Origin of the sequence: Paenibacillus sp. FSL R5-0749 (assembly GCF_038595085.1) — a bacterium.
Taxonomy (GTDB): domain Bacteria; phylum Bacillota; class Bacilli; order Paenibacillales; family Paenibacillaceae; genus Paenibacillus.
The window spans coordinates 5,670,271-5,683,594 of the sequence record NZ_CP152005.1 but is presented as its reverse complement, the minus strand read 5'-3'; the positions used below and the strand labels follow the sequence as shown (position 1 = coordinate 5,683,594).

The following is a 13,324-nucleotide window of genomic DNA, read 5'->3' as shown; positions in this document are numbered from 1 at the left end:
ATAATAGATCAGAACGAGTTAAGGGGAAAAAATGTAGATTGTATCCGCTTAAGTTTATAGGGGGAACCAACGTTGTTGTTGAAAACAGAAGAAAAAATGATTCATGAGGTTAACTGCTAATGGATCATATAAAGAAGATACAGATGCTGGATTGGGTGATCTCGAAGCTGCAGATTCCCTGGATTGGGACCTACATACTAATTATGCTAGGCTCACTAAGCACTATTTTTCCACTGACGTTATTCTATGGTGTGCAAATTATGGTGGGCAGCGCAGCAGTACTCATTGCTCTTCGTTTGCATGGGGCTATCTATGGATTGGTCACCTTTACAGTCATCCATCTGTTGAATAACATCATTGCCGGCTTCGAGCCACGGAATTTAACCGTAATGATGGCGCATTTCATTGAATTGCTCTGGATGCTAGGTTGGCAGATTCGTTGGAAGAACGGAAGCCTAATCAAGGCGAATGCTGTCTTCTGGGTAGTGATGTTACTTCCGGTTATCTATTGCGGACATTATGTGTTGGGCTTGGGTATAGAAGATTTGAAGTATGAGTATATGTATATTGCCGTGATTGGCATGGTAAATGCTCTAATTGCAGGTATTGTGGTGGATTTCTGGATCACTATGGGTGAGCAAAGATTAAAACGCACGGGAACCATTCCACTCACAAGGATTGCGTTTAAATACGTAGTCGCCTTCGTGGTATTTGTTTCTCTCGTATTGTTATCCGCCGATAGCCAAAGACAGTTGAGTCAAATGAATGATGCCATATTACGTGAGATGAAATACGCATCGAGTGCGGTTGTACAGGATCTTGATGAAGAGTATGTTACATCCGAGAATATGGAACAAAATATGGCGCGTTATCATCATCTATTGGGTGTGAATGTGATACTGCTTGATCGGAATGATACAGTCATCGCTTCTGGTTTAGATACACTTCAGCCTGGTGGGTACCTGGACATGGACAGGTTCAATATTCTGAAGTCGAAGGATAACCTCATGCTGAAAAGTTCTGCTAATATCCATTACAGCGATGTATTGAATCATTGGAGACAAGCCATCTTTATCTACGAAGCAAAAATGAAAAATATAACACCTTATCGGGTATTTATTGTGACTGACTCGTCCAAGTATTACCCCCGAATTGAATCGATATATCTGACTACGCTGCAATCCCTGTTCATCATCATTGTGGCTTCTATGATTGTAGCGGCTCCTCTCAGTAGAAAAGTCGTTAGCCCACTGTTAAGACTGACCAGAATGACGGGTTCTCTGCCCAGAATATTGTTTCGAAACGGGAAGCTGGAGTGGCCTACCAGCCATGTAACCGAAGTACAGATCCTGATTGGTAATTTGCGTAAAATGGCCGATGTGCTGCTGGAACAATTCGAACAGATTCGTCATGACAAGTTAACGCTGGAGGACAGGGTCGTAGAACGCACCAAGGAACTCAAGAATAGTGAAGAGGTCAAACGTGCAATCATTGAATCCTCTATTGATGCCATTATCGCTGTGGACTCCAATGGACAGATCGTTGAGTTTAATCCAGAGGCTGAAAGAATGTTTGGGTTACGTCGGGAAGAAGTGATCCAACAGAAGGAAGCACCGTCTCTTTTCCAGGGGGCAAGCTGCATCGAGATCAAGAAATTGTTGGAGCGATTCGATTATGTTGAAGGTAAGAGATATACGATCGTAGATGAAATTTCAGGGATTCGCCGGGATGGTTCGGTCTTTCCGATTGAGTATAAAATTGTAGAAATTCAGCTTGGCAAGAATGAGACGTTATATAATTTGTTTATCAAGGATATTACGGAGCGGACCAGAGCAGAAGAAGATCGTGTGCGTCATGCTCTTGCGCTGGAGAAGCTGAACCTGGAGTTGTTCAATGAAAAGATTGCCATTCAGGAACAGCGAGATATCAGTGAGCAATTTATTGAATCCGTACGGGAAGGGCTCGTGATGTCAGATCGATCAGGGACCATAACCATCGTCAACCGCAGGATCGAAGAGATGTTTGGTTTGGGTGATTTTCTGGGCAGATCTATTGAAGATTTGGCGCAGGCGATTGATACGATGGTATTAACGGATAATTTCAATCTGCTAGAACAGACCAAAGCATTTCTGGATGGTGAAACAGCATTTATTGAGACTGAATTTATATTTAACAATGCGGAGAAAAGTGTATTCTCGTTATATATGAAGCAGATGGATGTACCGGGGAAAAACCATGGCTTTCTGCTGGTCTTCCGGGACCGGACGGGAGAAGAACGGCTGGATCGGATGAAGAATGAACTGATCAGCGTGGTATCTCATGAGCTTCGAACGCCTGTAGCCACCATTATGGGGTATGTGGAACTCATGATGATGTACGACCTTCCAGCAGCTCAGCAGCAGGAATTCATGCAGACGATCGCTTCCGAGGGCAAGCGGCTCAGCAGTCTGCTCGATGATGTACTCGATATTCAGCGCCTCGATAATGAGGGCATGACTTACCATATGACGTATGTACCGCTGGTTGAGTTGGTAGAAGGGGTTGCTGAACAGTGGAATATGAAGTCTGCCCAACGAATCTACGTGCATACGTTTAATGGAGACTTTTTTGCTTACGCGGACCAGAACAGGATGGTTCAGGTTCTGCATAATCTGGTGGGCAACGCAGTCAAGTATTCTCCAGGAGCCGATCGCATCGATGTTACGTTATGGGAAGAAGAGGAGTGGCTATGTCTTGATGTCCGTGATTATGGAATAGGGATTGCGGAGCAAGAGAAGGACATGTTATTCAACAAATTTTATCGAGTGGATAATTCGGATCATCGGCAGATTGGTGGAACAGGAATCGGGTTGTACATTTCCCGTAAAATTGTAGAGGATCACAAAGGAACACTGACCTTTATATCTGCACCGGGCAAGGGAAGTACGTTCAAGGTACGACTGCCCAAGCAGGATGTATTGGTTTGAATGCAATGATGGATGAAGAGATGTGTCTCACTTCTTAATGATCCATATTTAAGTATGATTCCTAGGAATAGAGCCTTTGCCCTTGAGCGCGCAAGCGTGATAAAGGGAAAGGCTTTTTTTGTTTTTCAATTTTCCCGGATAAAAAAACAACTTCTTTTGCAAACTGTCTATAGAGCCATAATTTGCATCCCATGCAAAAGGAGGACGGCAGGAATATGTTCCGTAAACAAGAGAAAACACTCATCATCGTCTGTCTGGTTGCCGCTGTGGTTGTGCTGTATGCCGTTGTGAAAAGCATCATCCGAATCATGAGTTATTGAGATACACGTTCAAGCAGAGTAACTGCTGTCGTACATAACGATTATGTGAAAGAGGAGTGTAACCATGTCATCCCTGGACCCTGTTTTGCTCAGCCGGATACTAACCGGCCTGACCCTGTTCGTACACATTATTTTTGCCTCTATCGGTGTAGGCGTTCCCCTTATGATTGCTTTGGCCGAGTGGCGAGGACTACGAACCAATGATATGCATTACACCTTGCTGGCACGTCGGTGGGCACGAGGTTTTGTCATCACCGTTGCCGTTGGTGTCGTTACAGGCACCTCGATCGGATTACAGCTTAGTCTGCTGTGGCCGATGTTTATGCGGGTAGCGGGTCAGGCCATTGCCCTGCCACTGTTTATGGAGACGTTTGCCTTTTTTATCGAGGCGATCTTTCTGGGAATTTACCTCTATACATGGGATCGTTTCAAAAAAAAATACACGCATATGCTGTTGTTGATTCCGGTAGCTCTTGGTTCATCTGCCTCTGCGATTTTCATTACGACGGTGAACTCCTTCATGAATCAGCCTCAGGGGTTCACCCTGATTAATGGCATCATGAAGGACATTCATCCGATTGCTGCCATGTTGAATCCGGCAACACCAACCAAGGTGTCCCATGTACTCGCCTCATCTTACACTCTGAGTGCAGGTATCCTGGCGGGGATAGCCGCCTTCAGTTTGCTTCGGGGACGGGATCATGTGTATTACAAAAAAGCACTAAAACTCACGACGGTATCTGCGCTTGTCTTTGCCATCAGCACCGTCATGATCGGGGACTCTTCCGGTAAATTCCTGGCGAAATATCAGCCGGAGAAGCTGGCTGCCGCAGAATGGCATTTCAAGACGATGAAAGAGGCACCGCTTGTCTATGGGGGCATTTTGGATGAGAACAATGAAGTAAAATACGCCATTGAGATTCCTTATGCACTTAGCATTTTGGCGGGGAATCGTCCTGATACGGAAGTGAAAGGTCTCGAAGAATATCCAGCGGATCTGAGGCCACCACTGTCCATTCATTATATGTTCGACCTGAAGGTCACAACCGGAGTGATCATCCTGATGATTCCTGTGTTATATGTACTGCGTCGGTGGTTGCCAGGGCGCAAGCCATATCCGAAATGGCTGTTGCTCGGCATTGTCTTGCTGGGTCCTCTGGCCATGATTGCTATCGAGCTAGGGTGGATGTTCGCTGAAGTTGGCAGACAGCCTTGGATTTTACGCGGGTATATGAAGGTGTCGGAAGCAGCCACGACGTCGACTTCGGTAGGATGGATGCTGGTGTTGTTTATTTTACTGTATCTGATTCTATGTTTCTCGTGCATTCGAGTGCTCAGCAAGCTGTTCCGCAACAAGGAAGCAGAGAAGGAACTGGAGTCTCTGGGGCTTGAAGGAGGGATCGTGCATTGAGTTTCGAAATTGCAGGCATTGCGATATTGTGGACGTTTTTGTTCGGTTACCTGATTGTCGCTTCAATTGATTTTGGTGCTGGGTTCTTCAGCTTTTACAGCATTTTGACCGGGCACGAGAACAAAATTCATAACATCATTCAGCGCTACCTGTCTCCCGTGTGGGAAGTGACGAATGTGTTTCTGATCTTTTTTGTGGTCGGATTGGTCGGGTTTTATCCGGACAGCGCCTTCTACTATGGGACTGCCTTGCTGGTGCCGGGTTCTTTGGCCATTGTACTGCTTGCCATCCGGGGGGTGTATTACGCCTACAATACTTATGGCAACCATGGGCAGAACAGCCGGATCTACATGGCATTGTACGGAGCGACGGGCTTGCTTATTCCGGCGGTATTCTCCACCATTTTGGCGATATCCGAGGGTGGAATCATTGAGCAGGTGGGCGAAGAGGTGTTTTTTCGCTGGCGTGAATTTTTGACGAATCCCTATACCTGGTCGGTTGTTTTGCTTGCACTGGTCAGTGTGCTGTACATCTCGGCGATGTTTCTTTCCTATTATGCAAAACGGGCAGGGGATGAGCCGGCATTTGAGGTGCTTCGAGAGTATGCATTGCTGTGGAGCTTGCCCACCATTTTTGCGAGTTTTCTGGCATTTCTGCAGATTAACAAACAGAATCCCGCACATTTTGAGCAGATGGTGAATATCTCATGGATGTTCATTGCTTCGTTTATCTGCTTTGTCATTGCGGTGTCGCTGGTGTGGAAACGCAAATATCTGGGCTGGTGTTTTATCGCTGTCATGCTTCAGTTTGCCTTTGCCTGGTATGGTTACGGGCGATCCCACCTTCCGTATATCCTGTATCCCTACATTAATATCTATGACAGCTTTACTAATCGTACGATGGGGATTGCACTGATTACGGCGTTCAGCCTGGGGCTGCTCGTGCTGATTCCGTCGCTTGTGCTGATTATGAAGCTGTTCCTGTTCGATGCCAATTATGTACGTGGTAATTCTGGTAAAAAGAAAGGATGAGTCTGTTCATGCTGCTGAACATGTTCCTACTTATGACTCCCTTGCTGTATCCACTATCTTCTGAGGGTGTCACGGGGATACCCGGTATAACCGGGTTGAGTTTTTTTGAGACATTCACGATTATGTATGCCCCGCCACTTATCATTATGGCTGCGATTGTCTTTCTGTTCATATATCTAGCCGTATGCAAAAATCCGAAGGATTGATTAACTGGTACGTGCATTCCCGTTTGGGGTAATCTGTTGTTAAGAAATCAGGAAGGGAGGATGACCCTTTCATGCCTAAAATCCGTTATAACAACATTGATAATGTAAGTACGGACAAAACGCTGAAGGAATTCAAGCAATGGAGGGAGCAGCGGCGCAATAAAGTGAAGGACTACTCCTACACCGTGCCCAAACACCCGCCTGAACTGGATTATCTGCATGCCAATCGGGAGGACACGAGTATTACCTGGATTGGTCACTCCACGTTTTTCATTCAATATTATGGATTGAACATCGTGACTGACCCGGTGTGGGCCGAAAAAATGGGATTTCAACGAAGACTCGGTGCCCCGGGGATTCCGATTCAGGATATTCCACCATTGGATGTCATTCTGATATCCCATTCCCACTATGATCATCTGCATCTGGCTTCCCTACGGAAGCTGATTACCGCCAAGACATTGCTGATCGTACCTGATGGTCTGAAGCGCAAGATGATTCGCAAAGGTTTCCATCGGTGCCATGAGATGAAGTGGTGGGAACATATTACACTCGGCGGAGTCAAAATAACCTTTGTCCCTGCACAGCACTGGACGCGCCGGACGCTGTTCGATACCAATACGTCCCACTGGGGCGGTTATGTGTTGGAACAGCATCATCTAGCGACGACCTCTGCAGCGGAAAGTGCTGCAACAAAGAGCGATCAGGATCATTCATCCACGGCGGAATCAGGGAAGAACAAATCACCCAAAGATTCGGGTGGCCCGCCTGTGTTGTATTTTGTAGGGGATACAGGTTACTTCCAGGGGTTTAAGACGATTGGAGAGCGCTTTGACATTGGTATTACCCTGATGCCCATCGGTGCTTACGATCCAGAATGGTTCATGACTTCTCAGCATGTGACACCTGAAGAAGCACTACAGGGGTTCGTTGAAACCGGCTCTCAGCTTATGGTGCCCATGCACTACGGCACATTCAAGCTGGCAGATGATACGCCTAAGGAAGCACTGGATCGTCTGGAAGTTGAACGTGAACGGCTAGGCATTGGTAAAGAGCGGATTCGGGTGCTTGGTCATGGCGAAACGCTTCGCATTCGGCATGAAGAAGGTAAACAGGACTAACAAAAGGGAGCCAAATATGTTAATGTAGGGGTATACCCGCATGAACAGTATTTTTACCAAGTCTTTAATCAGTAAAAAGCGGCCAATTTTCGAATTTGCCGCTTTTTTGTGTTATAATATGGTGCCAGAATAGGCATCGGGATATTGAATCCAGGATTTACGCAACTTGCTATTCATGCAGTATGCAGATTAACCAATAAAGGATGGTATGCTTAATGATCAGTACAAGCGGCATCACGCTCCGCTACGGAAAACGTGCACTTTTTGAAGATGTAAATATCAAATTCACACCAGGAAACTGTTACGGCCTCATCGGCGCCAATGGAGCCGGCAAATCAACATTTTTGAAAATTTTGTCCGGTGAAATTGAGTCAAACTCGGGAGAGGTGCACATCACCCCGGGCGAACGTATGGCCGTTTTGAAGCAAAACCACTTTGAATATGATGAGTATCCGGTTCTCGAAACGGTAATTATGGGCCATAGTCGCCTCTATGCCATTATGAAAGAAAAAGATACACTGTATGCCAAAGCAGACTTCACAGAAGAAGACGGACTGCGTGCAGGTGAGCTTGAAGGTGAATTTGCAGAGCTTAATGGCTGGGATGCTGAGCCGGATGCAGCGGCACTCCTGATCGGTCTGGGTATCGACCGTGACATGCACGATAAGAAAATGAATGAACTAAGTGGTAACGAAAAAGTTCGTGTCCTGCTTGCACAAGCATTGTTTGGTCGTCCAAACAACCTGTTGCTCGATGAGCCTACCAACCACTTGGATCTCGAATCCATTCAATGGCTTGAGAACTTCTTGATGGACTATGAAGGTACTGTTATTGTGGTATCCCATGACCGTCACTTCCTGAACAAAGTATGTACGCACATTGCGGATATCGACTTTGGTAAAATCCAGCTGTACGTAGGTAACTATGACTTCTGGTACGAGTCCAGCCAATTGGCACTTGCGTTGCAACGTGATGCCAACAAGAAAAAAGAAGAGAAGATTAAAGAGCTTCAAGCCTTTATTCAACGTTTCTCCGCGAATGCTTCGAAATCGAAACAGGCAACTTCCCGGAAGAAACAACTCGACAAAATCACGCTGGATGACCTTCGTCCTTCGAACCGTAAATATCCGTTTATCAACTTCAAGCCTGAGCGTGAAGCCGGTAAACAATTGTTGACCGTAGATCGCATCAGCAAATCCATTGATGGTGTAAAAATGCTGAATGATATCAGCTTTGTCGTGAACAAAGGGGATAAAATTGCATTTGTTGGACCAAACGGGAATGCCAAGTCACTACTGTTTGACATTCTGATGGGTGAAACGGAATTGGATAGCGGCGAATACACTTGGGGTGTAACCACAACTCAAGCTTATTTCCCGAAAGACAACTCCAAATATTTTGATGGTGTAGACATGACGCTCGTGGATTGGCTCCGTCAATATTCCAAAGATCAGGATGAAACGTATCTGCGTGGATTCTTGGGACGTATGCTGTTCTCTGGTGAGGAATCCCTGAAAAAGGCAAGTGTACTCTCCGGGGGAGAGAAAGTTCGCTGTATGCTGGCGAAAATGATGCAGACGGGTGCTAACGCATTGATTCTGGATGAGCCTACGAACCACTTGGATCTCGAATCCATCACAGCGCTGAACAATGGTATGATTGATTTTGACGGCACTATGCTGTTCACATCCCATGACCATCAGTTCATTCAAACCATTGCTAACCGGATTATCGAAATTACGCCGAATGGCATCATTGATCGCCAAATGAGCTATGACGAGTATCTGGAAAGTGATGAAATCAAAGAACTGCGCAATAAAATGTATCCGGTAGAAGCTTAAACGAAGCATCAACTACGGCGCATTTTCATAGGAACACGAAAGAACCGCAAGCCTCTGTGAAGAGGGCTTGCGGTTCTTTTTGTAAGCTAATGGGTTTCTCTGCGGCCTTAAGACCTAAGATCCACCAGTACGGCGACGTTGGTTGTTAGGCTTCTTGTTGTTTTGACTCTTCATCGCTTTGGGTCCGCCTTCAAAGTAGGCGCTGGATTGGTTACCGGAATTTGCTTGTTCTTTCTTTTGCGCCAGCTTTTGGCGTATAGCATCCTGCAAACTGACCTTTTTCGGTTCGTTATTTTCGCTCATCGTTATTTCCCTCCCGGTCTTACAGTAAGCCGTCCAGATTGGACGGGATGTACCTATTTTATACGTTTTATAAAAGCCCCACAAGGGCAACCTGATAAAATGCTCAAAACCTTTGGTTTTACCCAGGCCAACATTCTTTCTCATTAACTACAGCCCTGCCGTCTGGCAACTTTGTTTCGGCTTGCCTACAGCAATGCAGCCTGGCAACACTGTTTCTGTAGACCCACACGCTCCGCATTTGGTAACATGAAAAAACCGTAATACGAAATGTTAAAGGAGTGTCGCCCGGTTGAACGCTTATGAAGAAATTCGAAAAGGGGAGCGAGGGGCTTGGGTTAGTATTGTAGCCTATCTCGTCTTGTCCGCCTTTAAGCTGATCTGTGGATATGTATTTGCTTCCAGCGCCTTGTTGGCCGATGGTTTTAATAACCTTACGGATATTGTGGCATCTGTTGCTGTATTGATCGGGCTTCGGATCTCCCAGAAACCACCTGATTCGGATCATGCCTATGGTCATTTTAGAGCGGAGACTGTTGCTGCTTTGGTGGCTTCATTTATTATGGCTATGGTTGGGCTGCAAGTATTGGTTGAAGCGGTTCGCTCCTGGTATGAGGGAGCCTTTGTTGCTCCAAACCTCTGGGCGGCAGCTGTGGCTGTAGTCTGTGCTGTGGTGATGTTAGGCGTGTATCGTTACAATCACCGTCTGGCTAAACAGATTAATAGTCAGGCCCTGATGGCCGCGGCAAAAGATAATCGTTCGGATGCCTGGGTCAGCATAGGCGCTGCCGTGGGAATTATAGGTGCGCAGTTCGGACTCCCGTGGTTGGATAAAGTAGCTGCCATTGCTGTAGGTCTGTTAATCTGCAAGACGGCTTGGGAGATTTTTCGGGATTCTACCCATCGTCTTACCGATGGATTTGATCAAAAAGAGCTGACGGATCTCAGATCCTCCGTAGCTCGTGTTCCCGGTGTTGAGAAAATCAAGGATGTCAAGGCACGTGTGCATGGAAGTCATGTACTTGTGGATGTGGTTATCGAAGTGGATGGAGGCCTAACCTTGATTGAAGGCCATCAAATCTGTGACAGAGTGGAAGAGCGTCTGAAGCGATCGCATAACATCATGCATGTACATGTACATGTTGAACCAAAGACTGAAGAAGTCACAGGGAACCCTTGAACAGGGAGTGAACATCCTGGAAAATCAAAAGAGGACAGCCGCGATTGTGCGGGCTGTCCTCTTTACTTATCGTTAGAACGATTATACGATGTTACTGGATGGCAACGTGAATCCACGCTTTGCCTTTCCAAGTGTACACTTGCACCCACTCGCCACCGTCGAATCCGTCAACCACTTCACCTGTTGTATCGATGACTTGGGAGCTCAATGCACCGATTGGTTTACCGTTAGGTGCATCATAGAACCAAGTGCGCTCCAGAAGGTTCAGCAACATTGTAGGTGCCAGAACTTCATCGCCTGGTTTTACAAGTGGCTCTTCAAACATTTTATCATCTGTAGTTGTAGCTGGAGTTTCAGTTGTTGTCGAAGTACCTGTTGCACCTGTAGTGTCTGTTGTTGTACCGGTTACTGTCTCAGCAGTACCTTCTACGGTGTCTACAGCAGGTTTGTTCACTTCAACAGCCGGAGTTGTTGTCGTTGTTGTAGCTTCTGTTCCATTTTCGGGAGTCACCGTTCCGGTAACCGCTTCCTCAGCACCAGCAGCGGCAGCCATCGAACCCATCAACGTTAAAGCAGCGGCAAAACTTACGATTTTTTTCATTTGTTTTTCCTCCTCGGTTAGGTATGTAATTTGTTGTCCTGTGTTAAAAGTAACCAAGCGAGCTACCTTATGAATCACAAATTATAACAATATTTTCTTGCATTCTCCAGTGTCAACTGGCGCATATGTGGGTATATAGCAAGCCTGTAAATATCATACTTCGGTGGGATAAAACCGGGTTGGCTATCTCAAATAAGTCCTAATTTTATGGAATTCATGGGAGTGCAGTTCGGAATAAAGCAGGAGGGAGTGCAATACATAATATAGAAAAGTTGACCTATGTCTAAAAAACGCACAAAAGCCAATCGGCTTGGTAGCACGATCGGCTTTTGTATGTATTCGTTAATATGACTCAGTCCAATTAGAGCTGAGTTTATCGCATTCGGCTGCGTCCCGTAATGAGGGAGATGACGAACAGTACAACAAAGATGAAGAAGAGTACTTTCGCGATTGAAGCAGCTGCTTCAACAATACCGAAGAATCCAAAAATACCTGCGACCAGTGCAATAATTAGAAATAATACAGACCATTTCAACATAAGGTTTCATCCTTTCGTTACTTGATTGTGGAGTGAGTTGTGTTCACCTCACCGCCCTGTGTAGTCTAACTTTAACCGAGGGCTATCCAGTTGAAACATTGGTTTTTTTTCCAAGCGTGAGCATATTTGAAGTAACATGAAATTTTGTTTCGTCCGGGAAAACGCCGGGTAACTATAGCAATAACAAACTGATGCACATATGGAAAGTGAGGTTCTTCTATGATCTATCAAATTAGCGTGGCCCTGATTGCAGTGGCATTTGCAGTCCTTGTTTTCTTTTTAATTCGTACCTTGAAATCCGCTCAGGGTTCCTTGGACAATGTCTCACAGACATTGCAGGAGGTACAGAAGACCATTGATGAACTTAGTTATGAAGTGAAGCAAACGGTAAGACACGCCAATGATATTACGGTGGATGTCCAGCACAAAATGAAAAAAATTGATCCTGTGATGGAATCTGTTGAGAATCTTGGTGAAGTGTTGAATGAAGTGACGGCGGCAGCCAAACAAGTCTCCACGACGCTGATGGCCAGATTTCAGACGAAACGAAACCATGCCGAAGATAAAACGCACGCTGAACCGTCTCATGTAACGGCACCACCTGCTACATCAACGGATCGTACCTTGCAATCCTATGAAGCTACATATAATGGTGATGCTAAGGGCGGGAAGAACTGGATGAAGTATGTCGATGTTGCCGCGAATGTATGGCAACGAATGCGTAAATAACATGATCGCTTTGTAATCCATGAAGAAACCTTCAGAGCGGTGATGAACCTGATGAAAGGGTGAGAATCATGATGAAACTACTGCTTGTGATGTTTAGCGTAATTTCTCCCTTTTCCGTTCAACCGGCAGCGGTACCCGCTGCTCACGATATGCAATGGACGGCAATGGAGGAGAAGGCGTCAGAGGTAACTCTGGCTGTTGATCGATCCGAGACTTTCCAGCATTTTCGGACTCTGAATGGCATTTCTTTGGATGACACCATAGATGACTTGTCGGCCAAGAAGGGCCAGGCGGTGTATAAACAGGAAGATCCTTATCTGGGATGTCCTGAATATCACTTTCGTGATGTGAAAGTTGGCTTGTGTGAAGATACAGATGTCATTCAATATGTGCATATCGATGCATCTGAAGATCACATCATGTTAAACGGAGAGAGGATCGAGATGAAGATTGAAGCGATCCATCATGCTCTTGGGAAACCATACTATGTGGCCGAGGACGGAGAAGTATTTCTCCGTGGAGATCAGGCGCTAAAGGTATATATGAAGTCAGGCTCTAGCCAGATTGATGGCATTGATCTTTTTGATGATACCGTATCCTGATATTGGTTCATACCAAATCGTTTCAATCCCAAATTGTATGGTTATATACTAAGTAGCTCGATACAGAAGATTAAATCAGAGGAGAGTGTAAACGATGAATTCAACCAATGAGCAAGCTTATGCTAAAGTGGTAGAAAACGGAGTCCAAGCGGTAGAAGCGGTGAAAGAATTGCAGATTACCGGATACCTTGCTGATCATATCTTTGTTCTCGCCCATGAGAAGGATCGTACAGATCGAATTGCCGATACAGCAGATGCCAAAGAAATTGGCATAAAGGAAGAAGGCGTATTTGATTCCATGGCGAATCTGTTCCGCTCACGCGGTGATGAACTCCGGGCCAAAATTGTTTCGATGGGCTTTACTGAAGCCGAAGCTGACTTTTACGAGAGTGAGTTGGATAAAGGTAAAGTACTCGTCATTGCTAAAAAGAAAGATTGATCCATATAGCGGTACAAGTTGAAGTTTGCTGAACATGGA

At 45.7% G+C, this 13,324-nt stretch carries 12 protein-coding genes; 9 read left to right on the top strand and 3 right to left on the bottom strand.

The window, feature by feature from the left end:
• Window positions 1-119: 119 nt before the first annotated feature.
• The 5 genes from MKY85_RS25435 (at window position 120) to MKY85_RS25415 (ending at window position 8,896) form a co-directional block, all read left to right on the top strand.
• Entirely contained in the window at window positions 120-2,966 is a 2,847-nt protein-coding gene (locus tag MKY85_RS25435) for an ATP-binding protein (protein WP_342571071.1), read from the top strand.
• A 384-nt stretch (window positions 2,967-3,350) separates the two neighbouring features.
• Window positions 3,351-4,697 (top strand): cytochrome ubiquinol oxidase subunit I, encoded by a 1,347-nt coding sequence (locus MKY85_RS25430; RefSeq protein WP_342571070.1) that lies wholly within the window; start codon window positions 3,351-3,353, stop codon window positions 4,695-4,697.
• Window positions 4,694-5,728, top strand: a complete 1,035-nt coding sequence (locus tag MKY85_RS25425; RefSeq protein WP_339257415.1) for a cytochrome d ubiquinol oxidase subunit II — start codon at window positions 4,694-4,696, stop codon at window positions 5,726-5,728. The genes MKY85_RS25430 and MKY85_RS25425 overlap by 4 nt, the downstream gene beginning before the upstream one ends.
• A gap of 277 nt (window positions 5,729-6,005) precedes the next feature.
• The gene (locus tag MKY85_RS25420) at window positions 6,006-7,055 is read left to right on the top strand and encodes an MBL fold metallo-hydrolase (RefSeq protein WP_339257413.1); all 1,050 of its coding nucleotides are present in this window, start codon (window positions 6,006-6,008) and stop codon (window positions 7,053-7,055) included.
• Between the two features lie 215 nt (window positions 7,056-7,270).
• On the top strand, window positions 7,271-8,896 hold the full coding sequence (locus tag MKY85_RS25415; protein WP_091038559.1) for an ATP-binding cassette domain-containing protein: 1,626 nt from the start codon (window positions 7,271-7,273) through the stop codon (window positions 8,894-8,896).
• Window positions 8,897-9,010: 114 nt separating this feature from the next.
• On the opposite strand, the gene MKY85_RS25410 is transcribed toward MKY85_RS25415, so the two are convergent.
• Window positions 9,011-9,199 carry a hypothetical protein gene (locus MKY85_RS25410; RefSeq protein ID WP_017692261.1) on the bottom strand — a complete coding sequence of 63 codons (189 nt, stop codon included), beginning with the start codon at window positions 9,197-9,199 and terminating at the stop codon, window positions 9,011-9,013.
• A gap of 289 nt (window positions 9,200-9,488) precedes the next feature.
• Here MKY85_RS25410 and MKY85_RS25405 point away from each other — a divergent pair, with 289 nt between their 5' ends.
• On the top strand, window positions 9,489-10,376 hold the full coding sequence (locus tag MKY85_RS25405; protein ID WP_339237738.1) for a cation diffusion facilitator family transporter: 888 nt from the start codon (window positions 9,489-9,491) through the stop codon (window positions 10,374-10,376).
• Between the two features lie 91 nt (window positions 10,377-10,467).
• On the opposite strand, the gene MKY85_RS25400 is transcribed toward MKY85_RS25405, so the two are convergent.
• Entirely contained in the window at window positions 10,468-10,977 is a 510-nt protein-coding gene (locus tag MKY85_RS25400; protein ID WP_339237736.1) for a hypothetical protein, read from the bottom strand.
• A 373-nt stretch (window positions 10,978-11,350) separates the two neighbouring features.
• A complete protein-coding gene (locus MKY85_RS25395) occupies window positions 11,351-11,515 on the bottom strand; it encodes a DUF1328 domain-containing protein (protein WP_017692264.1) in 165 nt (54 codons plus the stop codon).
• Between the two features lie 219 nt (window positions 11,516-11,734).
• On the opposite strand from MKY85_RS25395, the gene MKY85_RS25390 reads away from it, so the two are divergent.
• From MKY85_RS25390 to MKY85_RS25380, 3 genes are all read left to right on the top strand, one after another.
• A complete protein-coding gene (locus tag MKY85_RS25390; RefSeq protein WP_339257411.1) occupies window positions 11,735-12,244 on the top strand; it encodes a DUF948 domain-containing protein in 510 nt (169 codons plus the stop codon).
• Between the two features lie 68 nt (window positions 12,245-12,312).
• Window positions 12,313-12,846: a hypothetical protein gene (locus tag MKY85_RS25385; protein ID WP_339237732.1), complete on the top strand. Its 534-nt coding sequence runs from the start codon at window positions 12,313-12,315 to the stop codon at window positions 12,844-12,846.
• 94 nt (window positions 12,847-12,940) lie between these two features.
• Window positions 12,941-13,285, top strand: coding sequence for a general stress protein (locus MKY85_RS25380; RefSeq protein ID WP_124118114.1), 345 nt, complete (start codon window positions 12,941-12,943; stop codon window positions 13,283-13,285).
• The last annotated feature ends 39 nt before the right edge of the window (window positions 13,286-13,324 follow it).

Excerpts from the sequence above, each read along its gene's own strand:
- MKY85_RS25435 (WP_342571071.1), top strand. The coding sequence starts at position 120 with ATGGATCATATAAAGAAGATACAGATGCTGGATTGGGTGATCTCGAAG.
- MKY85_RS25430 (WP_342571070.1), top strand. The coding sequence starts at position 3,351 with ATGTCATCCCTGGACCCTGTTTTGCTCAGCCGGATACTAACCGGCCTG.
- MKY85_RS25420 (WP_339257413.1), top strand. The coding sequence starts at position 6,006 with ATGCCTAAAATCCGTTATAACAACATTGATAATGTAAGTACGGACAAA.
- MKY85_RS25415 (WP_091038559.1), top strand. The coding sequence starts at position 7,271 with ATGATCAGTACAAGCGGCATCACGCTCCGCTACGGAAAACGTGCACTT.
- MKY85_RS25410 (WP_017692261.1), bottom strand. The coding sequence starts at position 9,199 with ATGAGCGAAAATAACGAACCGAAAAAGGTCAGTTTGCAGGATGCTATA.
- MKY85_RS25400 (WP_339237736.1), bottom strand. The coding sequence starts at position 10,977 with ATGAAAAAAATCGTAAGTTTTGCCGCTGCTTTAACGTTGATGGGTTCG.
- MKY85_RS25395 (WP_017692264.1), bottom strand. The coding sequence starts at position 11,515 with ATGTTGAAATGGTCTGTATTATTTCTAATTATTGCACTGGTCGCAGGT.
- MKY85_RS25390 (WP_339257411.1), top strand. The coding sequence starts at position 11,735 with ATGATCTATCAAATTAGCGTGGCCCTGATTGCAGTGGCATTTGCAGTC.
- MKY85_RS25385 (WP_339237732.1), top strand. The coding sequence starts at position 12,313 with ATGATGAAACTACTGCTTGTGATGTTTAGCGTAATTTCTCCCTTTTCC.
- MKY85_RS25380 (WP_124118114.1), top strand. The coding sequence starts at position 12,941 with ATGAATTCAACCAATGAGCAAGCTTATGCTAAAGTGGTAGAAAACGGA.